The 26,535-nt window shown below is 36.3% G+C and carries 18 protein-coding genes; 2 read left to right on the top strand and 16 right to left on the bottom strand.

Annotated features, from left to right (window positions below):
• Positions 1–46: 46 nt before the first annotated feature.
• The 8 genes from LDP15_RS02310 to LDP15_RS02275 form a co-directional block, all read right to left on the bottom strand.
• On the bottom strand, positions 47–2,818 hold the full coding sequence (locus LDP15_RS02310; RefSeq protein ID WP_225513427.1) for a discoidin domain-containing protein: 2,772 nt from the start codon (positions 2,816–2,818) through the stop codon (positions 47–49).
• A 21-nt stretch (positions 2,819–2,839) separates the two neighbouring features.
• Positions 2,840–4,432: an alpha-glucosidase gene (locus LDP15_RS02305; RefSeq protein ID WP_042230455.1), complete on the bottom strand. Its 1,593-nt coding sequence runs from the start codon at positions 4,430–4,432 to the stop codon at positions 2,840–2,842.
• Positions 4,422–5,399, bottom strand: a complete 978-nt coding sequence (locus LDP15_RS02300) for a family 20 glycosylhydrolase (RefSeq protein ID WP_015426656.1) — start codon at positions 5,397–5,399, stop codon at positions 4,422–4,424. Before LDP15_RS02300 ends, LDP15_RS02305 begins: the two co-directional genes overlap by 11 nt.
• 77 nt (positions 5,400–5,476) lie before the next feature.
• Complete coding sequence (locus LDP15_RS02295) at positions 5,477–6,928, bottom strand: ABC transporter substrate-binding protein (RefSeq protein ID WP_225513428.1); 1,452 nt, start codon at positions 6,926–6,928, stop codon at positions 5,477–5,479.
• A 102-nt stretch (positions 6,929–7,030) separates the two neighbouring features.
• Positions 7,031–7,951 carry a carbohydrate ABC transporter permease gene (locus tag LDP15_RS02290; protein WP_003130090.1) on the bottom strand — a complete coding sequence of 307 codons (921 nt, stop codon included), beginning with the start codon at positions 7,949–7,951 and terminating at the stop codon, positions 7,031–7,033.
• 55 nt (positions 7,952–8,006) lie between these two features.
• Positions 8,007–8,939 (bottom strand): sugar ABC transporter permease, encoded by a 933-nt coding sequence (locus LDP15_RS02285; protein WP_015426657.1) that lies wholly within the window; start codon positions 8,937–8,939, stop codon positions 8,007–8,009.
• On the bottom strand, positions 8,936–11,623 hold the full coding sequence (locus tag LDP15_RS02280; RefSeq protein WP_015426658.1) for an alpha-mannosidase: 2,688 nt from the start codon (positions 11,621–11,623) through the stop codon (positions 8,936–8,938). The genes LDP15_RS02285 and LDP15_RS02280 overlap by 4 nt, the downstream gene beginning before the upstream one ends.
• 34 nt (positions 11,624–11,657) lie before the next feature.
• The gene (locus tag LDP15_RS02275; RefSeq protein WP_042230749.1) at positions 11,658–12,917 is read right to left on the bottom strand and encodes a glycoside hydrolase family 125 protein; all 1,260 of its coding nucleotides are present in this window, start codon (positions 12,915–12,917) and stop codon (positions 11,658–11,660) included.
• Between the two features lie 274 nt (positions 12,918–13,191).
• On the opposite strand from LDP15_RS02275, the gene LDP15_RS02270 reads away from it, so the two are divergent.
• Positions 13,192–14,229, top strand: a complete 1,038-nt coding sequence (locus LDP15_RS02270; protein ID WP_003130086.1) for a LacI family DNA-binding transcriptional regulator — start codon at positions 13,192–13,194, stop codon at positions 14,227–14,229.
• Positions 14,226–16,379 carry a GH92 family glycosyl hydrolase gene (locus tag LDP15_RS02265; RefSeq protein ID WP_015426660.1) on the top strand — a complete coding sequence of 718 codons (2,154 nt, stop codon included), beginning with the start codon at positions 14,226–14,228 and terminating at the stop codon, positions 16,377–16,379. The genes LDP15_RS02270 and LDP15_RS02265 overlap by 4 nt, the downstream gene beginning before the upstream one ends.
• Before the next feature lie 88 nt (positions 16,380–16,467).
• Here the strand turns inward: LDP15_RS02265 and LDP15_RS02260 are convergent, their stop codons facing one another.
• The 8 genes from LDP15_RS02260 to LDP15_RS02225 all read right to left on the bottom strand — a co-directional run bounded on the left by LDP15_RS02260 (position 16,468) and on the right by LDP15_RS02225 (position 26,526).
• Complete coding sequence (locus LDP15_RS02260) at positions 16,468–18,936, bottom strand: phosphoketolase (RefSeq protein WP_015426661.1); 2,469 nt, start codon at positions 18,934–18,936, stop codon at positions 16,468–16,470.
• Positions 18,937–19,020: 84 nt separating this feature from the next.
• Positions 19,021–20,394 (bottom strand): sugar porter family MFS transporter, encoded by a 1,374-nt coding sequence (locus LDP15_RS02255; RefSeq protein ID WP_225513429.1) that lies wholly within the window; start codon positions 20,392–20,394, stop codon positions 19,021–19,023.
• A gap of 169 nt (positions 20,395–20,563) precedes the next feature.
• The gene (locus LDP15_RS02250) at positions 20,564–21,238 is read right to left on the bottom strand and encodes a hypothetical protein (RefSeq protein WP_015426663.1); all 675 of its coding nucleotides are present in this window, start codon (positions 21,236–21,238) and stop codon (positions 20,564–20,566) included.
• Between the two features lie 3 nt (positions 21,239–21,241).
• On the bottom strand, positions 21,242–21,817 hold the full coding sequence (locus LDP15_RS02245; RefSeq protein ID WP_015426664.1) for a serine protease: 576 nt from the start codon (positions 21,815–21,817) through the stop codon (positions 21,242–21,244).
• 16 nt (positions 21,818–21,833) lie between these two features.
• Entirely contained in the window at positions 21,834–22,424 is a 591-nt protein-coding gene (locus LDP15_RS02240) for a hypothetical protein (protein WP_015426665.1), read from the bottom strand.
• Positions 22,425–22,655: 231 nt separating this feature from the next.
• A complete protein-coding gene (locus LDP15_RS02235; RefSeq protein ID WP_015426666.1) occupies positions 22,656–23,279 on the bottom strand; it encodes a sugar O-acetyltransferase in 624 nt (207 codons plus the stop codon).
• A 58-nt stretch (positions 23,280–23,337) separates the two neighbouring features.
• Positions 23,338–25,017: a glycoside hydrolase family 43 protein gene (locus tag LDP15_RS02230; RefSeq protein ID WP_225513430.1), complete on the bottom strand. Its 1,680-nt coding sequence runs from the start codon at positions 25,015–25,017 to the stop codon at positions 23,338–23,340.
• Between the two features lie 24 nt (positions 25,018–25,041).
• Positions 25,042–26,526: an MFS transporter gene (locus tag LDP15_RS02225; RefSeq protein WP_225513431.1), complete on the bottom strand. Its 1,485-nt coding sequence runs from the start codon at positions 26,524–26,526 to the stop codon at positions 25,042–25,044.
• Positions 26,527–26,535: the final 9 nt, after the last annotated feature.

Here is a 26,535-nt window from a genome sequence, read left to right as displayed (position 1 = left end):
TGATAGCCTTTTATTTGCTTTTATGGCAAGTTTTTACAGCCCTTTGTTAGCTATTTTTTTGTCCTAATACTTGTATTTCATATAAACGAACAGCGGTATCTGCTCCTTGTGTTGGTTTAGTGGCTGTGATTCTAACGTAACGCGCTTCTGTCTGTTTGAAAGAATCTTTGGTTTCTCCCAATTTATTTTTCTTAACGTTGACAACTTCTGTCCAATTTTGATTATCCTTTGAAATCTCAATGGTGTAATCAGAAGTATTCATGTCAGGTGATTCTCCTCCTTTTTGAGCATGGTCAATCAGGACTTGATTGATTTTTTCTGATTTCCCAAGGTCAATTGTAATATTGTGTTTACCCGTGCCAACGGCACACCATTTGGTATTTAATTTTCCATCAACTGCTTTTGGTCCTGATTCAGATTCATTAGTGAAACTGTCTACTTGAACGGATTGATTTAATGCAAAATTTGTTAATTCTACTGGTTGATCAATTACAGTAATCAGTTCAGTTTGAGTGACTGAATCTTCTTGTCCTTTTTCATTGATGGCCGTTAATTTGACGGAATAACTCCCTGCTTTATCAAAACTTACTTGAGGATTCTTTTCTGTAGAAGTAGCGGGACTTGCACCGTCAATTTCCCATTTATATTTGACGGAAGCTAGATTAGATTGATTCATTAAAGTTACTTTTTCACCAATCGTAACTAGGGTTTTATCTGCTACAAATGCCGCTTTAGCTAATGAATTATCTGGCCATTTCACAGAGGTCGTAACTGAATGTCCAGATTCTCCAGCCTTATTAATTGGGACAATTTCAAATTTTGTTGAATTGATATTTTTGCCGCGTTTTAAGGCATTAACAAAGAAGGCATTGATATTGCTTGCTCCTAAAAATTCTTTACTTCCATCATCATTCAACTGATAGATTTCATAAGTAGAAAGATTATTTTTAGTTGCATCTGATTTCCAAGAAAGTCTAAAACCACCTACTGTTCCTTCTTCTTCAAAAGCTTCATCAGTTACTTTTGCATCCGAAAGTGTGATTGGAGCGACTTTTTGACCAGTGGTCAAAGTCATTTCTCCTAGATTAATAGCTTTAAAATCCATTGCTTGATCAGATTTTATGCTTAAACCGATTTTTTTGATTGTTTGACCTTCAAATTTCTTAACATCAAAACTTATTTCTGACCAATTCTCAGTCAGGCTTTTATCTCCTGTAATGCTAACTTTTTGACCATTTGCTAGTTCTAAGATTGCAGAAACTTTAATCGCTTGGTCTGAGCGCATACTAACGGAGAATTTTGCTCCCTTATCAATTTTCAAATCACTAGCAAACAATGTGATGTTTGAGCTTTTCCCTGCATCTAAATGTTCAGCCATAAATTTCAGTGAATTTCCACCGTTATAAGCATTTGCAAAGTCGAAGCTTGGACTTATTTTATTTTTTCCTTCGTTGTCAATAATCCAACGGTAAGATGGTAAAATACCTGCTAAACTGCGATCGTTCCAATCCATTTCTGAGATTTTTTGATCAGCTTTAAAATAGTTATAACCATTTCCTAAATTAAAATTAGTATTAAATTCATTACCGCTTATTGCTGATTTTTCCAGAACATATTTGGAAAGTCCTGTCCATGATTCATTAACAGAATGATCAACTTGACGAGGGTCTGCTTTTTGATTGACCCAGAATGCTGATTCACGATTTTGAAAATCATCCCAATTACTTGCGTTAGTGTAGGTAGCGCTTGCTGCATAGAGTCCAATTGATGTTTGAGTGGCTTGATTTCCTTTTTCTAAAAGGTTCCATTTAACTGGAGTTTGGACGTCTTTCGCTTGCACATCTATTCCGGCATAAATATTATAAGGGTCAATATTGTGATTTTTAGCATAGAGATTCGATTTTTCAAGTAATTTTTGGTCGGCCAAATTATTTTGAGTCCACCAGAAATTTAAAAACATCGCGTCTGCTGTTTTATCTTGTACAAATGTCGCATTTTGGTCATTTAACTGATTTTGCCAATCCACTTTTCCATCTTTAGTCATGGCATCATACCACATGATTTGAAGACTAGAATCTTCTTTTTTCACCTGTTGAATCAAGGCTTTCATGTTAGCTGCATCGTCAGCATTTAGCCCTTGGGTTTCTTCATTGATAAACCATCCCTCAAATCCATAAGTCTTGGCAACCTTAACCATTTGACTGGCAAATGGATATTGTCCTTGCTCATCTTTTTTGAGCATTGTTTTGACCCAATCTACTTTTCCACCGTATTCTTTAGGCGGTAAGAAAATTGTTCCAAGTACCGGAACACCATTGCTGTGTGCTTCATCAATAACATCTGCTGATGGAGTTACAATTATTCCTTCACCAGATGAGCCACCCCAATAAACCAGTGTGTCAATGTATTGCCAATAATCAAAAGTATAGCTCTCAAATTTTGTCGTGCCCCGCGAAGGATTTCCAGAAGTTTGTGAGTTCATCATCGACAAGGCAACAATTTTTGTCTTTTTGTTCTGATTTTGATTGGATGGACTTAGTTTATCAGGAGAAATTCTTTTGGTAAGTGAAACTCGGGATTGATTGTAAACTAAATCTTTATCATTTTCCGCTGACCATTCTAGAAATTTATCAGGCATCCAATAAGATGAAATGGGAGCATTCTTACTTTGGTAATCTGGAATTGCTTCTGCTGTCACTTTATAATTAGCTTTCACATGTTTTGCTGAAGTTCCAAAACAAGCTGTCAGTAAAGTTGCAGATGCCAAAATTCCTGTAGAAAGGCATATTCTAATAAAAAATTTTTTCGATTTTTTCATAAAATCCTCCAATAAAATTTATTAATCAACATTTTTTATTTCTAAAGCAAAAGCTTGCCAAGGTTGAATTTCTATGTCTGTCAGTAAATTTGGAAAGCTGTCATTACTGATGATTTCATTTTTTTTGACAAAAGAACTTTCAAAACGTTGGCTTGAATTTGATAAATTGGCGACCACCAGAAAAGTTCTTGTTGTCGTTTTTCTCAAGTATGCGAAGATTTCGTCAGCACTTTCAAGTAATTCAAAATCTGCTTCTATCAGCCAATTTTCTTGGTGACGAAGTTTGATTAACTTTTGATAAGTATAAAATACAGAGTTAGAATCGCTGACAGCTTGGTCAGCATTTATTGACTTAGTATTAGGATTGATAGAAAGCCAAGGTTTCCCTTTTGTAAAACCAGCTTTCTCATCACTGGTCCATTGCATTGGCGTCCTAGCATTATCACGACTCATTTCTCGTAAAACTTTGATAATTTCTTCTTCTGACTGTCCTTCTTTTTTTCTGTCAGTAAAATATTCATGTGATTCTACGTCATTTATTGCTGACAGATTTTCAAAAGGAAAATTGGTCATTCCTAATTCTTCGCCTTGATAAATAAAAGAAGTGCCACGCATCAAATGAAAGAGAATTGCAAAAGCTTTGGCTGATTTTTCTCTGTATGTCCCCTCATCTCCCCAAAAAGAGACAATGCGTGGCAAATCGTGATTGCCTAGAAAAAGAGAATTCCATGCTTCATTCGGCGTCAATTTCTGCCAAGCGGTCATTGCTTCTTTTAGCTTTGGAACATTTAAGGGGAGTTTTTTCCATTTGTCCCCGTTTCCTGCTGATGTCAATAGATGCCAGAAGCCAAAAACCATTGAAAGTTCATGACGATTAGGGCCACTATATAACTTTGCTAATTCTGGTGAACTTGACCAAGCTTCACCAACAGTGAGATAATCCTTTTTACCAAAAGTTGCTAAATTCATCTCTTTTAGGTAATCATGCAATTTTGGACCATTAACCGTGATTTCTTGATCTGGTTTTTTTCCAATCAAATCAATGACATCTAATCTAAAACCAGAAATTCCCTTAGCCAACCAAAAATTCATCATCTTATGAATTTCCTTACGCACTTCTTCATTTTCCCAATCCAAGTCAGGCTGCTGTGGACTAAAAAGATGAAAATAATATTGTTGAGTGCTTGAGTCATAAGTCCAATTTTTAAATTCTCCAATCGGTTGATCCCGCCAAATATAAAAATCTCTTCTCGGATTATTTTTAGATTTTTTGGATTCTTTAAACCACAAATGTTGGTCAGATGTATGATTGACAACCAAGTCCATAATGACACGAATATTAAGTTGCTTTGCTTTTTCTATGAGCGCTTCAAAATCAGCCATTGTTCCAAAAAGTGGGTCAATTTTATAGTAATCACTAATGTCATAACCATTATCAATCATCGGAGATTGATAAATCGGAGATAGCCAAATACCATCCACTCCTAGTTTTTCAAGATAAGTTAATTTCTCTATTATTCCATTGATGTCACCAATTCCGTCATCATTTGAATCCTTAAATGACCGGGGATAAATTTGATAAATGACTGCTTTTTTCCACCAATTATTCATCATTTCCTCCATAAATTTTCATAAATACCGGAAGTACCTTGCTAAGATCGTCTAAAATTTCACTGACAGACTTAGCTGCAGCATTGTCAGCCCAAATCGAAAAGTAAGTTCCTCTGACAGCTTTCATCTCTTCTTGATTTAAATATTGCTGACCAGAAAATTTTTGAATTTTTCCTTCCCTTTCCAGTTTTTCAGCCGTTGGATAAGAATAGCCTGCTTCTTCACCTAAAACATAATAAAGGTCATTATCACAAAAATTTATTAAGGTATAACCCTTAGTTAACCATTCTTTGACTTCTGCCATCCCTTTGTCCCAGTTTGTCCAATAACAAACCTCCACATTTTTATTCAAAGGAACCAATGACTGAAGGTCTTTTCGTAAAAATCCATCATTCCAAATACGAACTTGTTTTCCTTTTTTCTGCAAATGCTCGGTCAATTGATTAACATAGTCATAATAAAACTCTAAACCACTTGCCTTATTTCCATATTTTTCCCGAGTTTTCTCCACTAAATAAGGATATTTTTCAATTTGCCGAAAATCAATAAATTCATCAGCCCCGATATGAAAAGTATCTGAATCTGGGAAAATATCGACTATCTTATCAATTATTCCGATAATCCAATCAATGACTGCTGGATTAGTAACATCTACCGCTTGTTGCTTGCTGTCAGGTAGTGCAAATTCAGGATTTTGCTCTAACAAGGAGCCCATGTGACCTGGACTATCAAAATCAGGAATCAAAGTGATTTCGTGTGTTTTTGCAAATTCTTTCAATTCTTTGAGCATATTTTCTGAATATTTTTTACTGACAGGGCTGTCAGTAAAATTTAGCGCAAATCCTTCATTTTCATTGAGATGAAGTTGTAAATGAGTCAGCTTATGCTCTTGAAGTAAAAGAACTAATCTTTTTAACTCTGCTATTGACCAATATTTTCGTCCAATATCGACTAATAATCCTTTTTCCATAATAATTCCAATAAAATAAGACCTCCAAACTAGTTTCAAAATGAATTTAGAAAGGAGATCTTGGATTTGTTTACCTCTTATTTATTTTTTAGATAAGTATCATATTGACTTTGCATTTCTTTTTGAACTTTATCATAACCTGCTTTTTTCAATTCAGCTTTGAGTTTTGGTAAAGTTTGAACTGGGTCAACAGATCCTGTGTTCAATTGATCTAAATATTGACTCATGACATTTGATAAGTTTGAAATTTCAGATTTCACTTTTGATTGGTCAAAAGTAAAGCCAAGCAATGGTGAAACTTTTGCGTCTTTAATTGATTGGTCACGTTTAGTAATCATTTCATTGGTAACCGCATCAGTTGTATAAAGAATGGCATTATTTCCTGTATTCCAAGCAGCCATATGTTTTACCCCTTCACTGTATGAAGGAAGTAATTTAATTTTCTTATCACCAGTTTTTTCCCATTGTTGTCCTTCAACACCATAAACTAAACCATTTAAAAGTTCAGCGTCACTATTGATGATTCCAAGTGCTTTAACCGCTTCTTCTTTATGTTTAGAGGTATTTGAAACAACGAAGTTAGCCATACGAGCTTGGTCAGTTGTAATCAATGGATTAGTTACTGCTTTAGATACAAGTGTTTGTCCTGCTGCTTGAGTCAAAATAGTATCGCCGTAATCGTAAGGACCTTGTGTTTCGACACGAGCGAACCAGTTATTTGAATTCAAGTCAAATGCAGTATTTGAAGTAGCTGCATCGGCCGGAATTAAACCTTTAGTATAGTAATCATGCATTTTCTTCAAATTATCAATATAGGCAGGAATGTCATAAACATTTTGGATTTTTTTACCATCCCCTGTTGTATCTACAGCAAATGGCAAACCATTTCCAAGGACATAGTCAACATTACCTGGTGTTTTGAAACCTTGACCAATGGCAAAAGCTGCAACATTAGGATCTTTTTTATGGAATTCTTCAATCACTTTTTCAGCAGAGGCAAATGAATCAACGCCGTCAATTGATAAATTATATTTATCCAAATATTGCTTGTTAAAAGTAATCACTTGTTGAGCATAAATATTACCATTTACAGGATATCCATAAAGTTTTCCATTGATTTTATTTCCCTCAATGTAAGCAGGATTAAGTTCATTATAAGCTGTCTTGGCATATTTAGGGGCTAAATCAGTTAAATCAGCAAAGGCACCTTTAGCGGCATTTGTTGCATAATCTTGGGCAAAAGCAATGTCATAAGCTTCACCAGATGAAACGATGACGTTCATTTTTTTAGCGTAATCTCCCCAACCAATGTAGCTAATGTCCAATTTCACACCAGCTTTTTTCTCAAGAATTTTATTAGCGTTAGCCATCAATTCTTTGTAATTGTCTGGCTTATCACCAATCTGGTACATGTGTAAAGTTGTTTTACCAGAACTACTTTTTGACTTCGCAGATGAACCACAAGCCACAAGTGTAAAGGCTGCAAGCACTGATACGGTACCGAGTGCAACTTTTTGATAATTTTTCATTAGAGTATGCTCCTTTAGGGTTTCCCCAATTTTTTTAACTTTATTAATGTTTGCGCTTTCTTTAAGCGTCTAAATTTACTCTGCTAAATAAGCAGAGTCTTCTTATTCTTTAACGCCACCAATGGTTAAACCTTTGACAAAATAACGTTGGAAGAATGGATAACTAATCGCAATTGGTAAAGTTGAAATGATAACAATTGCCATACGTGCTGATTCACCAGGGAGAGCCGCTAAACCTCCGGCAATCTGTGAGCCTGCTCCTGCATTTTGTGTTAAGAATTGTAAGTTGTTTTGAACTTTCATCAGCAAATATTGCAATGGAATCAATTTATCATTTGAGATATAAAGAAGAGCATTAAACCAGTCATTCCAATAACCTAAGGCCGCAAAGAGGGAAATGGTTGCAATCCCAGGTACTGCTAAAGGAAGAACAATTTGAGTGAAAATTCTAAGTTCACTTGCTCCGTCAATTCGGGCAGATTCAATAATTGAATCTGGAACTGAACGTTTAAAGAAAGTTCTCATCACAATGATGTTAAATGGCGAGACAGCCATTGGTAAAATCAAAGCCCAAATTGTGTCTTTCAATTGCAAAAGATTAGTCATGACCAAGTAATTCGCAATCATCCCAGGTGAGAATAACATTGTGATTAAACAAAAGATAGTGAAGAAGCGACGGAAAGGAAAGTTATTTCTAGAAATCGCATAAGCATAAAGTGAAGTTGCTGTAGAATTAATTGCAGTCCCTAGAACCGTAACAAGGACTGTGACAAACAATGATTGCAACATTTTATCTTTCATTTGGTCAAATAAGAAGGTATAAGCATAAAAGCTCCATTCTCGTGGCCAAAAGCTATAACCGAATTGTTGCAAAGCCGATTCTTTTGTCAGCGAAATGGCTAAGACAAAGAGGAAAGGTAAGACACAAGAGATTGCAAAAAGTGCAATGACGATATTAAAAACAAAGTTAACTGGACGATTAAATCCTCGAACAGATAATGAGGCTATTTTTTTCTTTTTCATATATTATTAGCTTTCAAGTTTGATAAAAGGCTTGACCTACTAGCTTCCTCCTTTCTTAGAATAATGCTGAATCACTATCAAGTCTGCGAGCAAAGAAGTTTGTAATCATTAGAAGAATAAATCCTACTACTGATTGATAAAGCGCTGCTGCCGTTGCCATTCCTAAGTCACCAGTGTTAGCCAAGCCATTATAGATATAGGTATCAAGGACTTGCGTTACTGGTGTCAAAGCACCTGATTGTCGTGGAACATTATAGAAAAGACCAAAGTCAGCACGGAAAATATTTCCAACGGCTAAGATTGTCAAAATCGTCATCAGTGGAACAACTTGAGGAATGGTAATATTTTTAATCTGTTGCCATTTTGTTGCGCCATCGACCATTGCTGCTTCATAGTAGGTTGGGTTAATTCCCATTACTGTTGCAAAGTAGATAATCGAATTATAACCAATTCCCTTCCAAACACCAATGAAGAGGATGATGAAGACCCAATATTTTGGTTCTTGATACCAATTGACTGGCATTCCTCCATTATGCATAATCATTTGGTTGAAAATCCCTTTGTTTCCTGGTGCCAAGAAGGCATAAACAAAGTAAGAAATAACAACCCATGAAAGGAAATAAGGAAGAAGTGACATCGTTTGATACACTTTTACCAACTTTTTATTTCTTAATTCACTCATGATAATTGCAAACGCAATAGAAATAATCAAGTTCAGTGTAATAAACCCAACATTATAAAGAACCGTATTTCTTGTGATATCAAAAGCAGCACCGGAAGAAAAGAGGAATTCAAAGTTTTTAAATCCTACCCAAGGACTATTGGTCAAACTGGCCAAAAATCCGTCTGGGTCAATATGAAAATCTTTAAAAGCCACCACATTTGCAAATACTGGAATATAAAAGAAGAATATCATCCAAATTGCACCCGGCAGAGCCATAATGATCAGTGCTTTATAGCGCCAAATATTCCGAAAAAAATTTTTCATTGATTTTTCTCCTTAATCAATAAAGTCCGGATTTCGTGAGCTGCAATTTGTGTGGGTGCGTCTGCTTCAATTTCATCTTCGAGTAAATTAAGTAATTTTGCTTCTTCTTCAAGCGCTAAACTTAATGACTGACCAGACATATTGTAGCCTCGTAAAACTAGACCATTATCTGATTCGCGACGTTTCATTGCCGTGATAGCAAATTTATCAGTATCAATTTCTAATATTTTCCCAGCTGACGGTAAAGTTTTTTCTGCTGACGGATTTGTCAGTTCTACCGTTGAAAATGGAACTTGTGCAATATAAGCATGTTGATAAGTTTCATAACGTTCACAAGCCGGTCCATGAAATTCTAAACTATAGTTAAAAGTATGACGCCCTAAAGTTTGAGCCTCTGGTGTCGGGAAGTAACCCCAATCACCAAGTTCTCCAACCCCTCTAAGCAAGGTCAATGCAATGACAGAGCTGTCAGTAATTTCATATTCATTTAAACCAAAATTACCAACAGTTAAACCATACTCTTCATTATGAAGATTAACGAAAGCTTGCTGATGCTGTGGATTTGTTGGATTTTCCCAAGTTTCAGGCATAACATTAGGTCTTGTCACTACTTCATAAATACTGTCAGCTTCGTGATTTTCGCTTGTTAATCCCGCTGGGAATAGTACACGAAGTCTGTGATCTTTCATTTGATTATCAATGCTTGTTTCAAAATCAACTTTTTTTGAATTTTTACGTACAGTGATTTTGCTTGTTACCTCTAAAGGCAAAAGTTTATCAGAACGACCAGCATTACGATAACGGAATTCCAAAACCTTTTTTTGTTCCTCATCCAATAATTCGTCAGCAGATTCAGGAATCATCAGCACTTGTTTAAGCTGAACTTCCGCAATTTCTGCTCTGTCAGTAATAATTGAAAACTCAACAGGACTGTCAGTAGAAAGAATGGATTTGGTATTTTTAGGTTGGAAATAGATATATTCATTTCCAATATCACCAGTGTCTTCAAAAACAAGCAAATCTTTAAAAACTTTATTGAGCGACTTATCAAAAATACTCAATGTTCCATTATGATTAACTGTCAGTTTCAAACTTTCATTTTCAATAGTTTGACCAGAAATCATACTTTCATTATTATTGACAGAACTGTCAGCATCGTCAGTAAGTACCAAATCAAAACTTTCCCAAGAAAAAGCACTCATTTCATTTAAAAATAATTTCACTTTCACAAATCGTTTCATGTAAGGAACTCGGAAACGATCTTTCGGTAAATCATAATCAAATAAGACTTCTTCTTCACTGATTTCAGCTGGGACTTCTTGACCTTCACGATTGATTACTTTATAAGTTGACTTAGGCTGTGCCTTAAGTTCATCATAAAGCTTTTCAGGAATTCCTTCTTTAAATAATTTACGCTCAAGAACTACTTCAACTTCAGCCTCACCTGTTTTAGAATGTCCAGCTGTATTAAAAACTACAAAAGGATGTTGGCCTTCAAAGTCAATCACTTTAGCGAGTTCAAATAATGCATCATCAGCAAGATATTTTCCTACTTCATTCGCTTTTTCAAAACGTGTCATCATTTCACGATGAACTTCGTCAACAGAGCAACCACAGATACTATCATGTGGATGATTTTGCATCAAAGTTTTCCAAGCATAAGTCAATTTATCATGCGGATACTCCCCTGTCACCCGATAAGCTAAACTGGCGAGAGGTTCTGTAACATTTTCTAACTGACGCTCAACTTTTGTATTCCATTGTTTGAGATAAACTCGACTCGAAGCCGTATTTGCTAAAGTGTACCAGCCATCAGTTTCCTGTGAGGTTAGTTCCCCTGTTACCGTAGATAAGTTTTCAGGCAAATCTGACCTTACAGCTTCTAAATAAGTTGGCCAATTAGAATGAACAAACTCATAATCTGGGAAAAGTTCATTTGCCAAGCGAATCGCTTTGCTCAAATCTTTCTGAACTGGTTGATGATCCACACCATTCATCATTAAGAGATGTGATGTCGAAGCAAATTTTTCAACATCTGCTAATTTTTGATTCCAAAAGTCAAGTGCTGCTGCTTTTTCAGCAGGAATTTCATTTCCATTTGAATACCAATTGGCAAATAGAATTCCAAGAATTTTTGTCCCATCAGGACCTTCCCACCACATTTCTGAAAATTGTGAACTATAGGCTTCCTCTGATTGTTCCAAAACTTGGTTATCAAACCCGATTGGCTTCACTCCTCGACCAAAAGCTGCAGCGCTAAGCCCTGCCCCTTTCATCATTTGTGGCGTTTGCCCCATATTCCCAAAAGTATCAGGGAAATACCCCAACTCAACGGGAGCACCCCAACGCTCCGATTCTTTACGCCCAACAAGCATATTACGAACGTTTGATTCAGAACTAATGAGGAAATCATCTTGTAAGATATAAAATGGACCGATTCTCAGTTTTCCAGCTGAAATCGCTGCTTGTACTTCCTCACGACGCTCGGGACGTACTTGCAAATAGTCATCTAAAATAATCGTTTGTCCATCCAAATGAAAGCTATCAAACTCAGGATCTTTCTTGAATAAATCAAGTAAATCATCCACTAAATTGACTAAACGCATATGATGTTCTTCATAAGCCATATACCATTCTCGATCCCAATGACTGTGAGAGATGATATGTACCGTTTTCTTTTTCATAAAGCTCTATCTTTCTAAAACTAATCTCATTAACTTATTTTTCAATTTGTATATCAAAATAATCCATGACTAACTCACAAAACATCATATTAGCCCAGCTAAACCATTCTCTAGTGTAATTTTTTGGATTATTCACATCAAATCCTTCATGCATCAAATGTGTTCCAGCGTCTGTTTCGACCAAATGATTTAAGATTCGTTCTTTTTCGCTCTTATCATTTGTAGTCATTCCTTCCATTGCTAAAGCAATTGGCCAGACATAATTTTCTGGTGTATGACTAGAACCAATTCCTCGTGCATATTTTCCTTCATAGTAATAAGGATTTTCTTTACTCAATAAAGTTTGTCGTGTTTTCAAATAAACTTCATCTTCAGCCTGACAAAATCCCAAATATGGAGCTGCAATCAGATTGGGAACATTGCTATCATCCATTAAAGTTTTGTTCCCAAGTCCATCAACATCATAAGCCCAAACTTCTTCGCCTTGTTGATTTTTAGTTTTGGCAAATTTCTCAAGTCCCTCTTGAATTTCATCTCTAAGCATCTTTGCTTCATTTGCAATTTCTTCATTAGATAGAAGCTCAGTAAAAATTTCCTTGATATAATCCAAAATAACAACAGCAAACATATTTGACGGAACCAAATAACCATACTCACAAGCATCATCACTTGGTCTAAATCCTGACCAAGTCATTCCAGTGTAGGCTGTCTTGGCTCCTTTTCCATCTCTTATTAAAGTATCTTCATGTCGCTCAGTATCTCGAACAAAATGGTAGGGAGAATCCTCATGATTTTGTTCTGTTTTAAAAACATTCAAGGTGTTTTTGACTGCTTTGATAAATTCTTCATCAAAATGTTTGGTATAACCTGTGTTTTTATAGACTAAGTAAGCGAGTTGAATAGGATAACAAAGGGAGTCAATCTCATACTTTCTTTCCCAAATCCAGCCTTTGTGTTCATTAAAGTTGGTATGGTCTGTCTGATGCCCAGCAAAGTTTTCACTTTCGTTGAAAGCATTAGCATAAGGATCTAGATTAATATATATCATTTGTTTTTTTACTAAACCAACAATCAAATCACGAATTTCTTCATCTTCACGTGCAAGTACCAAATAAGGTCTCATTTGAGCTGTCGAATCTCGTAACCACATTGCTGGAATATCACCTGTTAAAAGAAAGGTAGTCCTGTCATCATGCACTCTTAAAGTAGTTTCAAGTGTGTTTGAGAAAGAATGATTAAAGTTTACAGCCCACTCTTTATGTTCTTCTCCACAAAGAATTGTTATGTCATTCATAAACTTTTTAACAGATTTTGGAATATTTGCTTTCACTGCATCTCCTTTTAAAATTCATTTGATATATCATTTAAGGTTATTTTAATATAAATTTTTATATTTTGCAAGCGCTTTTTTATTAAAATAAGATTAATTATGTTATCTGTTTTTATTTTTTCTGAATATTATAGAGGTAGCAAGCCTATTTTTATCATTTTTACTTGTAAAAGACTTGTTTTTTTATAAAAAAAGAGTAAAATATGATATATCAAATAAAATACAAAGGGATACTTCTATGAGCTTACCACTCTACCAGCAGATTTCCGATGATTTAAAGCAAAAAATTGTCACTAAAACATTTAAATCAGGAGACCAGCTTCCCACTGAAAAAGAACTCTCAGAGACTTATTCAGTTAGCCGCATTACCGCAAAAAGAGCTCTTACTGAATTAGAACAGCTTGGTCTTGTCAGTAGAACACGAGGAAAAGGAACTTTTGTTCAAGAATTAAATAAAAATCATACCAAACTATTAAAAAGAGTGCTCTTTATTATTCCTTTTGAAGGAATGTCATTTGGAGATTTCACACAAGGTTTGGTTCCTGCTTTAAAAGTTGAAAACACAACCGTATTTATCACTTACGCAAGTTACCTTAAAGAAAATACAGCGGATGATATTAAAGAAAATTTTGATGGATTAATTTACTATCCAATGTATACAGAAGATTATCTAGATATCTTATTAGAACTTTCACTACAAAACTTTCCTGTCGTTCTTTTAGATAAACAAATTTACGACCTCGGATTTCCTTGTGTTTCCTCAGATAACTTTAATGGTGGTGAACAAGCCGCTCAAGCGCTCTTAAATTTAGGGCATAAACGAATTGCTTTTGTGGCTAGTAATGATACCCACCATCCCCAAACAACAAGAAATCGATACTTAGGATATGTCAAAGTTTTAAAAGAACAAGGAATCAAGTTTCACACTACTCTTGATGACTCACTTTACACCGAAAGTTCTGTTTTGGAACTTATTCATAATGAAAAAGTCACAGGACTTATCTGTGAAAATGACTTAGTCGCTCTTCAAACTATGAAGACTTTGCAAGATAGCCATTTTTCTGTTCCAAATGATATATCAATTATTGGTTTTGATGATATTCAAGCAGCAAGCTTATCAAATCCGCCATTAACAACCATTGCTCAAGATTTCATTGGTATGGGAAGAATCGCTGGCGAACTGCTTTTAGACTGGATTAAAAGCGGGCAAACCCCCAAAGATGTCAAAGTTCCAATCAATTTAATTAAAAGAAAAACAACTGAGGAGTTGAAATGAAGATAAACAAAATTGATACCCGTCATGGTACTGCTAACCAATCCACTTTTTCACATGGGAATTGCCTTCCTTACACTGGTTTTCCTTGGGGAATGAATTATTTTGCCCCTTCAACCGGTGCTGCTCGTGGGGCTTGGTGGTTTCATCCAGAAGACCGCACCTTTGAAGGCTACCGAATCACTCACCAACCCAGTCCTTGGATGGGAGATTTCTCACATTTGACAATGACGCCTGTTGCGGGTCCTTTGCCTGAAACTTCCTTGTGGCACACAGTAAGTTCATACCGTCCAGAAGAATCAACTTTTAATCCAACGCAACTCAAAATTACTCAATTACGTTATCAGATTACATCTCAGTTAATTCCATCAATGTATGGTGGAATTCTATCAATGAATTTTCAAAATTTAGGCCTCAAAGATAATGGCTTGATGCTTCATCTCCCCGGTTCTTATGAACTTCAACAACTTGACGATTACAGCTTAGAGCTTTCAATTATTAATTTTGCTGGTTGTGAAGATGAAAATTTTACTTTCTATCTCAAATTTACTGCTGACCAACCTTTTGTTTTAAGTGGAAATTTATCTGATGAAGATTCTTCCGTTCGCTTAGATTTCAAAGCAGCCAAGCAGGTTCAAATACATTTTGCTACCTCTTTTATTTCCAAGGTACAAGCCGCTCTTAATCTGGAACGTGAACAAGATAATTCAGCAGAAACATATTTGGAAAATGCTGAATCAGCTTGGAATAACCTTTTTTCACGTATCGAAATTGAGCATCATAATCAACAAGAAGTTTCCACTTTCTATCACAATCTTTATCGCTCATTTCTCTTTCCACAAACTTTTTATGAATTTGACCAAGAGCATCAAAAAATCCATTACGATACAAGCTCTAAAACTGTCAAGAAAGGCCCGCTCTATACAAACAATGGCTTCTGGGATACTTTCCGAACAGTCTATCCGCTTTATAGTCTAATAGCCGTTGACGAGTACGGTGATATGCTCGAAGGTTTCCTAAATTCTTATCGTGCGACTGGTTTTCTTCCAAAATGGCTTTCTCCTGATGAACGTGGTCTAATGCCCGGTACCTTGATAGACGCTGTCATTGCTGATGCTGCAAGCAAAAACATTCGTCCTGATTTGATGCCCGAGTTTTTGGAAGCAATGAAAAAAGGAGCCACAAGTCAATCTGAAAACTCTAATTACGGCCGTCGTGGCACAAAAGATTATCTAAAACTTGGTTATGTTCCGCTCACTCACCATGAATCAGTTAATCACACTTTAGATTACGCATTTTCTGATTATTGTATTTCTCAAGTGGCGAAACAAACCGGTGACAAAGAAACTTCAGACTTCTATGCCCATCAAGCAAAAAACTATCAAAATATTTTTGATTCTGAAACTGGTTTTATGCGAGCAAAAGATGCTGACGGAAATTTCAGACCTGACTTTTTAGATATTCGTTGGGGACGTGATTATGCAGAAGGTTCTGCTTGGCAGACTTCTTGGTCAGTTCTTCATGATTTTGCTGGATTGATTAAACTACATGGCTCAAAAGAAAATTTTGAAAACAAACTCATCGAGCTTTGCAACCAACGACCAAATTTCAATGTTGAAGGATACGGTTTTGAAATTCACGAAATGAGTGAAATGGCTGCTATCGAATTTGGACAAGTGGCTATCTCAAATCAACCAAGTTTCCATTACCCATACCTTTTTAGCTACATTGGTAAACCTTGGATGGCTACGCCTTTAATCAAAAATTTACTGACAGAAACATTTAATGATAGTCCGAAGGGCTATCCTGGTGACGAAGATAATGGAACAATGGCAGCTTGGTATATTTTTTCAAGCTTAGGATTCTATCCAGTCACGGCTGCTTCTAATCAATATGTATTAGGAATTCCACTTTGGGACAAAGCTAGAATCAACCTTTCCTCTGGTCAGCAACTTATTATTCTTGCAGAACCAAATGCTCCGCAACAAGTTTTCGTCAACCAAATCACATTTACTGACAAAAAAGTCAATGATACTTTTATCAAGCACGAAGAACTGATAAAAGGCGGAACCCTAAAATTTGATTTAGGAATCGTACCAAATCCACTTAAATATACGAACGAACAACTTCCTTATTCACTGACAGAAAATTAATTACCGACAGACCAGACCTAATCATTCTGTCAGTAAAAAAAACACGCTTGATTGATTAAAATCAGCGTGTTTTTTTATAAATTTAAGCCTATTTCTTTAAATCGGACCAAACCCATTCAGTAAACTCAGGAATATCAACTCCTTCATTTCTTGTCACTTCAAAGTGTTTAACTAGTGTCCGTTCCATTCGGTCAATGAAAGCTTTCGCTAGACCTTGATTAACTTTTCGGTTGACATAAAGAACTTGCATGGCATCAATCGCTTGGTGGAAACGGTCAAGCTCAGAGTAAACCCGCATATCATAAGTCGTCGTGATGTCACCATCTTCACGGTAACCATGAACAATCAAACCATCATGTCCTCTTTGATAGAAAATGGATTCGATTAAATCTTCATATCCATGGAATCCAAAAATTACTGGAGTGCCTGAAGGACCAAAGTATTTTTCAAATTCTTCATCTGAGAGTTCACGTTCTTGGTTGAGCGCTCCTTTTTTCTTTTGCAAGCGACCTAATTCAACCACATTCACATAACGGAATTTTGCCTGTGGGAAAACTTCGTTTATAAGATGTAAAGCTGCCAGTGTTTCAATTGTAGGCTCAGCTCCTGCTGAGGCAAAAACTAAGTCTACTGCTTCTCCATCTTTAGCCGTTGAAGCCCAATCAATTGTTGCAATTCCGTCAGTCGCCAATTTTTCAGCCTCTTCTTTAGTAAACCATTGTTGACGAGGTTGTTTAGAGGCTACAATATGATTAATTTTACTTCTATCTTGAAAAGCACGGTCAAATACGGCAAGCAAAGTATTCCCATCAGCCGGCAAGTATTGTCTGATAAAATCAGATTTCTTTTCAGCCAAATGAGTCAACATTCCAGGATCTTGGTGAGTATAACCGTTATGGTCTTGTTGGAAAACAGTCGAAGTCGAAATAACATTAAGCGAAGGATAATCATGGCGCCATTTTTGGTCTGCAGCTTGACGAATCCATTTGAAATGTTGAGTTAACATTGAATCCACGACTCGCAAGAATGATTCATAACTTGCAAATACTCCTGTGCGTCCAGTTAAAGTATAACCTTCAAGCCAACCTTCTGCTTGGTGTTCTGATAATTGAGAATCAATAATCCGACCCTCAGGTGAGATAAATTCATCATTTGGATTTTTTATGACTTGCATCCATTGACGATTCGTCACCTTAAACATTTCCCAAAAACGATTAGACATGGTTTCATCAGGACCAAACAAACGGAAACGCGTAGGATTAAGTTTGACTATTTCAGCAAAATATTTTGACAAAACATTCATATCCATATTGTCATTTGTATCAGGGAGTAATTTTCCTCGATTATTTTCAGAAATTGGATTTGCAAATTCTTGCCAATCTGGTAAGACCAAATTAGAAGAATCAACTCCCCCATTTGTTACAGGGTTTGAAGCCATTCGCATCTCACCTTTTGGTGCAAAATCACGCAACTCTTCTTTCAAACTTCCATCAGCATTAAATAAAGTTTCTGGTTGGTAAGAAGTCATCCATTTTACAAATTCTGGTAAAGTTCCCATATTTTTAGAAGATAATGGAAGTGGAACTTGATGCGCACGGAAACTATGTTCAATCGGCATTCCTCTTCCGTCAAATTTAGGACCTGACCAATCATTATAACGTGGACCACCCCAACCTTTTGGTAAACGTGCGATAACAATTGGCCAAGCTGGAATCTCTCCATTTTGATAACGATTATCTTCACGCGCATCTTTCTGAATTTGATGAATGTCTTCAATCGCTTTATCAAAAACTTCAGCTGCTAATTTATGATAAGCCATGTAATCATGAATATCATCATTTTCAATATAACGAGGTGAGTAACCCAGTCCTTCAAAGAATTTACGAATATCAACATCTGAAGTTCGAGCGAACAAAGTAGGATTTGAAATTTTAAAACCATTTAAATCAAGAATTGGTAAAATTGCCCCGTCATTCTTAGGATTAATGAATTTAATAGAGTGCCAACTTGTCATCAACGGTCCAGTTTCAGCTTCTCCATCCCCAACAACAGCAAAAGCAATCTGTTCAGGTTGATCAAGAATAGCCCCTGTTGCATGTGATAGCACATAACCCAACTCACCTCCTTCATGAAGTGAACCAGGGGTTTGTGCTGTCATATGCGACCCTATTCCTCCAGGAAATGAGAAACGTTTAAACAAACGTGACATTCCTTCCAAATCTTGAGTAATCTCTGGATAAGCTTCTGTATATGAGCCATCAAGATAAGAAGGAACAACCATAGCTTGTCCACCATGTCCGGGGCCACCCATGTAAAACATCTTTTGATTATATTTATTGATTAGACGATTAGCATGAGCATAGAGGAAAGTTTGTCCTGAAACCGTCCCCCAGTGCCCAATAGGATTGGCTTTAAGGTTTTCCGCTTTAATTGGAGTACCTGTCACAGAGAACAAAGGATTTTCTTTCAAGAAGATCATTCCCGCTCCAAGATAAGTTGCTGCTCGCCACCATTTATCAAGCTTTTTCAAATAAGCTTCTGAATTATATTCTGTCATTATTTCCTCCTGATTTTCCTTCATTATAGGTCAATTATGCTTGATATTCTAATAATTTGTTCATATATCCACTAGGAAACATTGCTACTCTTCTTCTAAATGATGCACACGATGCAGTAATTCTGCTTCGATTTGTTCGAGTGTTTTGCCTCTTGTTTCAATAACTTTTTTACTAGTAAACCAAATTGAGAGGAAACAACAAGCCGCATAAATCAGAAAAATTTTACCTGTTCCAAAAAATGATAATAATGGTAAGAACGTTAATGACACCACCCAGTTAGCAGCCCAGTTGACGGCAGCACCAAATGAATTCCCCAAACCACGGATTTTAAGTGGGAAAGATTCACCAATCATCACCCACATTACTGGTCCCCATGTTGCTGAGAAGAAGGCAATATATACCGTTAAAGCGATAACTGCTAAATATTTACCAAAGCCAATATGAGCATTTTCTGCTAAAATCATCCCTACTGACATCAATACAAGAGAAATTCCCATTCCCCAAGCACCAAAATTGAGCATCCACCGACGATTAACTTTATCCATTACTCTCATAGCAATATAAGTTACAATAACATTGAAAATACCAATCCCAATATGAGCAAGTAAAGCTGCGCTTGCCCCAAATCCTACCGCAACAAAAATTGATGGCGCAAAGTATAAGACTGTATTACAGCCCATAACCTGTTGAAAAATTGCCAGACCAATTGCCATAATTAAAACTGGACGTGACATTTGACCAAATAATTCTTGTAAGCCACCTTGTTTTTCTTCCTTAGCCATCAATTGAATATCAGAAATTTCTGCTTCAATCGAGTTTGGATCATCATTTATCATCCCTAATATTTCACGGGCCCCTGCTTCATTATCATGACGAACAAGAAATCTTGGAGATTCTGGCAAAAAGAGTCCACCGATGAAAAGAAGGGCTGCTGGAACAGTGGCCAAACCAAGCATCCAATGCCAATTTCCTGAAACTCCTTTTAAAGCATAGTTTGAGATATAGGCTAATAAAATCCCAGTCATAATCATCAATTGAAACATAGTTGAAACTCCACCACGAATTTTAGCGGGTGAAAGTTCTGATAAATAAGTCGGCACCAAAGCTGAAGCTGACCCAACAGCCATCCCGAGAATAACCCGAGAAATAATTAGTAACTCAGCGCTATTTGAAAGCCCTGAACCTAAAGCTCCAACAAAAAAGATGACCGCTGACAAAAGTAACAGACGTTTCCGACCAAGACGGTCACTCATTGGTCCAATCACGACCGCGCCAATTACAGCTCCCATTAAAACTGCCGCTGTAATCCATCCTTCCATCCAAGCCCAAGAACTCACCTGCCAGCTCTCTTTTTCAATAAAAAGTAGCGCTCCCGATATGACGCCTGTGTCATATCCAAATAATAAACCACCTAAAGCACCAAAAAAATAGATGAAAGTGGGAGAAAGTTTTCTCATGATAGTAACTCCTTAATTTTTATTTGCAAGTCTTCTTGCCTTTTTTACTACCCACAAATGATACCGCTTTCCACGCTTACTTTCTTGTAATCCTTGATATTTTAAAATGGAAATGTTGCTCATAATAAAGCTAAAAACTACTCTTATGTAAGAGTAGTTTTAATGTTTTTTATAATCCATACCAACTAATTTGTTCGTATCTCCACCCAACTTTGACAAGCGAGTCTCGTTCTGCACTACTCGAAGTATAAAAATGACTAATTTGTTTTCCTTTAGCATTAGGATTAAATAAACGATAAATTGCCGTATGTTTTGCGGGATCTGAGTAAAAACTGATTTGTTCATAACGCCACCCCGCTTTAACAAGTGAATCTCTTTCATAAGAGGACAAAGTATAAAAATGTTCACCTGAATTGGGATTATAAAGTCGATAGACCGCATTACCAGTTGCTGGTTGTTGAGAATTAACACCCTCATAATTCCACCCTACTTTTGTCAAACTAATTACTTCGTTCAAATTTTTAGTATAAAGATGTTCACCATTATTTGGATTGTAAACACGATAAAGTGCTGTGGCTTTAAGTGCTGGTACATTATTTTGAATCCAATTGATATTACTTGTAGTGAGTTGAACACCGTAGTTGGGATACTGTGAAGCGAGAGCGGAAGGAACTTTGTTGTTATCCCCATTTGGATTTGGGTTCAGATACTGCGCCTCGGCAACATTAATACCAACAATATTTTGACTTGTATTAAAAACAGGACTTCCACTTTGACCAGGATACATACTGATGTTGGAATAGCTAAACAACGGACTACTAAATCGTGAAACATTTCCCGACATCCCCTACATTTGACCCGCATGATCTCCTGGAAAACCGACCAAAGAGATAGTCTGATTAGTTGAAAGGGCCGATGTCATTCCCATCCAACCTGTTGATAAACCTACATTTTTAGAAAGAGTAAGAATTCCTAAATCATCTGCATTATTGCTTGGATAACCTTTCGTAATGACCGAATCTTTTGCCACCCAATCTGGATTCGCGACTTTCCCAGTTACTGTTGTAGCCGTATTAGAATTGTATGTCCCGTTTGCGTTGGCTTGATAAACCGTTGCAGATTTAATATAACCACCATTGGGTCTATTGTAAATTACATGACCCGCTGTTAATACTGTATTAGGAGCAATAATTACTCCACTGCTATAATAGACTGTTCCATTTCCACCAACTGTTACAATATATACAATTGTATTGTAAGGAAATTGATTAGCACTTGTTATCATTTTTCGTCCATCTGGCTGATAAACATTGCTAGCGGAAATACCACCTGCAGGTATAAAAGGTTGGCTATCTGCCAGAACATTTGGTGAAAACAAAAGTAATGCTGAGGTAAGTAGATAGAATTTAATTGTTTTATTCATTATAAAGTTTTCCTTTCTAAGCTGGACTAAGTGGACCAGATTGTGGTGGTTCTGGTGAACTAAAGCAAAACGCAACTCCTTCATCATTCCAACCTATTTTTGTTAAAAATGCTGTTTCTTCAATACTTTTAGTATAAAAATGTTGACCGCTATTTGGGTTATAGAGTCTATTGATAATTTCCCCATGTGGATAGCCATAGTGAGAGGCATCATAGAAAACAATCCCCTCATTGACCCAATCATAATTTTTAAGTTCACTTACTTCATTAGTGTTTGTTGTGTAGAGATGTTGACCGCTATTTTTACTATATAAACGATAAACAGGAATTTTATCATAATTTTGACCGTTCATCGTATAGTATGAAGTTCCAAGGACTCCCTCATAGCCCCAACCTAAATGGACAAGATTATTTTTCTCGGTAAGTCCCATTGTATAAACATGCTCACCCGAATTTGGATTATAAAGGCGATAAACTGGTCCATTAAAGTTTGCCGTAACAGCTTTTGCCGGTGTTGCTTCTTTGATTGATAAACCGAGTCCAAGCAAAAGCGCTCCAAATAAGAGTCCGTTTTTGAAAAGTTTTTGATGTGTAATATGTGTGTTCATAAAAACACCTCCTTATCGTTAATAGCTAAAACAGCAAAAGAAATACATTTGTAATCTTTTGGTTAATTCGTTATTTTGAGAAAATTATTTTCTCACCATGAGTATAGCGCTTTAGTTTGAATTAAGCAAGAACTATTTTTTTGTTATTTTAATCCTTATATACAAAAACGTAACTAAACAGAAATATTATTTAGGACTTTTGCGTATGTCTTCCATGCTAAAAAACTACTCCTAATCAAGAGTAGTTTTTTTGTTGTTATTTCTTATCAACCGTGCCGGATTTCCAGCAATTATGCAGTGGCTAGGAAATGATTTGGTCACCACAGAGCCAGCACCAACGACAACATCATCTCCTAAAGAAACTCCAGGCAAAAGAATCACTGAACCGCCAAGCCAACAATCATTACCAATTACTATTGGCCCATCATATTGCCAGCCTTCCCGTCTTAAAAACACATCCTTGGCATGATGATTAGGTGTAAATAATTGACAATTTGGTCCAATAAAACAGTTTTTCCCAATCTTAACCTTACCCGCACTAATAATCTGAAGTCCACTATTAATAAAAGTATTTTCTCCGACTTTAAAACGATTGGGATATTCCAAAGCAGTTATTGGAAAATATATTTCTGAACTTTGAGGTAAATTTGGAAGAAAATTATCCAAGAGTTTTCTTGCTTCATCAATATTTTCTTTTGCCTTATCATTAATTTCAGAAATTTTTTGACTAGAATTTTTGACTATTTTTTGTAGTTCTACTTCTTTGCTATATTGGTACCAATCACCATTATTTATTTTATCAAAAATAGATAGCTTTGCTAAACGTAATTTTTCTGCTTCATCTAACATTCTCATCTCCTTTTTCCTTTACTAAAAATCCCTTACTACAAATATGTAGGTAAGGGATTGTAGACTAATCAAATCTTGATTCACTTGTTTTCCAAGTATAAGAACCGTCTGGTAAGATCTTGTCTCCTAATTCTTTATAGTCAAAGTTATAAAATTCTGCAACTCTATCATATCCAGAATAATCAACGGCAGCAAGCCCGACAAATGCTTCAGTGAAGAATCCGCCATAAGTTTGTAAAACATAATCATCTGAAAGGACAGCCGCATCTAAGACTACAGGAATTTCTATGAATTTTTTGCCGTCAAAACTATATTCATAAGAATATGATTCTTTACGGACTTCAGTGCGGAACCAAACATATTCAGTTCCGTCAGGAATTTTAATGGCATTATCTTTTAAATAAGAAGTATAGTTTCCTCTGTTATTCTCAGCAACTTCAATGACAGCTCCATTGATTTCATTCCATGTGATAAAAGCGAAGGACCAATGACGGTCATTGTAATAGTTGGTTAATCCAGCCATTTGTTGGTAAGAAAATGGGTTAAATTTTACTTTGACTTCTGCGTCAAAATAGAAAGTTTGCCAACGTCTAGCAATCAAAGATAAATCAAAATTATTTGCCAAAGAGCCCTGACCAATCAATGTTAACTTGCCATTTCCAACTGAACCCATTTTCTCAGTAAATGGGACACGCAATGTATTCCAGTTAATATCCAAAGTAGAACTTGCAAAATCGTCTTTTTGACTGTGGTCAGCAGGTGCATTAGTCTGAATTGCATCTTTTGGTCCTTCGACAAAAGTTGTCCCACCATGACCACCAACAATACGTGGCCAACCTTCTTCGTCCCATTCCACTTTTTGGATAGAAGTTTCACGACCTAAAGAGCTCCAACCACGAGGGTCTGTACTTGATTCATTTTTATGATTCCATGGTCGAGCGCATAAGGAAGCATAATACCACTCACCTTTGGGTGTAGATACAAGACCTCCGTGTCCTTGCTTTTGAATATAATTATCAGGAGTATCAAAGTTTGTAATAAATGGGTCGCCGGGTTCAGTTTCAAAAGATAAAGTATCCAATGTTTTAGAGCGGGCCACGACTTCTTGGTGCGTAAAGACTGTTCCACCTTGAGCCGCAAAAAGATAATAATAATCATTAATTTGGTAGAGGTGTGGACCTTCAACCAATTTAACATTTGTACCATTGTAAATCGTTTTAGCTGTTTTAGGTTGTAACTTCATTGTTGTCACATCAAACTCAGTCAATGTGATTCCGTCAAATGGATGCTTGTATTCACGATGATCCCATGTTTGTTGAACTAAGTATTTCCGTCCGTCTTTATCATGGAAAAGTGAAGCGTCAAAGCCAAGACCATTGAGCTTGATTGGATCTGTCGATGGTCCTTTGATGTCTGTAGCTGTTGTTAAATAATTGGTCATATCTTTGAAAGCACCATTGACAACCTTAACATCTGTATAAACAAGCCAAAATTTACCATCAGCATAGGATAAATCAGGGGCCCAAATTCCACCTGAAGCTGAGTTTCCTCTCATATCCAACAAAGTGGTTGTTGACAATGGACTTGGAAGTAGGTTCCAATGTTCTAAATCTTTTGATTCGTGCAAACGAACGCCAGGAAACCACTCAAAAGTGGAGTTCGCGATGTAATAAGTATCTTCTACGCGAATAATGCTTGGGTCTGCATTAAACCCGGTAAGAATTGGGTTTTGAATAAGTGACATGATTTTGTCTCCTTTTAATATAAATTATTCCGCTTCCTTAAATTGAGCACGTTTTTTATCAAGCTGTTGATTAATCTCTGCTACATCCTTATCAGAAATTGGATAGAGTTGCATAATAATCATTGATATAAGAGCAAGAACAGCTGGAATCCAAATTGCTGTGAGATTTATACCAGCTAAGGCATTAGCATGTTGATGTGCTGCTGTCTCATTGAAACCATAAGCTGCTAAGAACCAAAGTGGAATCGCTCCACCTAATGTAAAACCAATTTTGAAGAAAAGTCCCATGATTGCGTTAATAATCGCAGCATTTCTTTTACCCGATTTGAGTTCTCCATAAGCGACAACTTCAGGAACTAATGCCCACATGAATCCTGTTGCTGAAGTTAAGCCCCATTGTTTAATAAAGGTAGCAACATAAGCTAACCATAGGGCATCATGCATTCCATTAAGGGACCAAATATATGTCAAAATTTCTCCAACAATGAACATTCCGATAAAAAGATGGAAGAAACCTTTTTTACCGAAAATTTTCTTTAAACGAGGCCAAAAGATTGGGAAAACAATTCCTGGAATTGAAGCAATGAGGCCAATGGCTCCCATCCATTCTGAATGTCCAACAACAAATTGATTAAAGAAACCATTTACAGTATTCATGAAAAACATGAAAGTGAAAGCTAACATGAAGAAAATCCCTAGAATCACAAGTGGACGATTGTTCTTTAATTCAAGGAAGAGGTCAGTTGTTTTAACTTCTGCCGATTGTTCTGCTGTTGCAACCACACGTTCTTTGGTCAATTTATAACATAGGAATAAAGCTATTGCACCAATAATCATATAAACTGAGTAAACTCCAAACCAAGCATGTCCCGCTGAGGGATCAGTATAATTCCCCATATGAAGTTTAAGGCCAAATAATCCAGTATCTTTAAGACTTCTTTCTTTCGGTGCTGCCATTTGAACAAACATTGGAAAGAGGGTATAGACTAAGAGATTTGCTCCATTTGCCAACATCATCCGTGTACTTGTCAGCTTATCAACGGATTCCGGATTACGAGTTAATGATGCATTAAGTGAACCATAAGGAATATTAACAACTGAATATACTAAGTCTAAGGCAAAATAAACGATAAAAGCAAAGGGGACAGACCCTTTAACACCTGGTAGAGGCGCAAAAAGTAAGGCAGCTAAAATCACTAGAGGAATACCTGCTCTTAAAAGCCAAGGACGATATTTTCCTGCTTTTGATGTTCTTTTATCAATAAAAGTCCCAACCATTGGGTCCCAAAATACATTAATAATTCGGACAAACAGAAAAATAAAACCGGCTGTTGCAGTACCAATCGCATTGACTGTTGTCATATAGAGTGCTAAAAATCCACCAACAGTCCCAAAGACAAGGTTTTGTGCAAAATCCCCCATTCCATAACCAATACGTTCTCCAAGCGTTAATTCATGATATTCATCATGTTGAACTTGTTTGATTTTATTACTCATTTTTGAGTACATCCCTCCTAT

The sequence above is a fragment of the Lactococcus sp. SK2-659 genome (genome assembly GCF_020218185.2).
GTDB lineage: Bacteria > Bacillota > Bacilli > Lactobacillales > Streptococcaceae > Lactococcus > Lactococcus lactis.
Note: the sequence above shows the minus strand (reverse complement) of the source record. Positions and strands in the feature narration are given on the sequence as shown.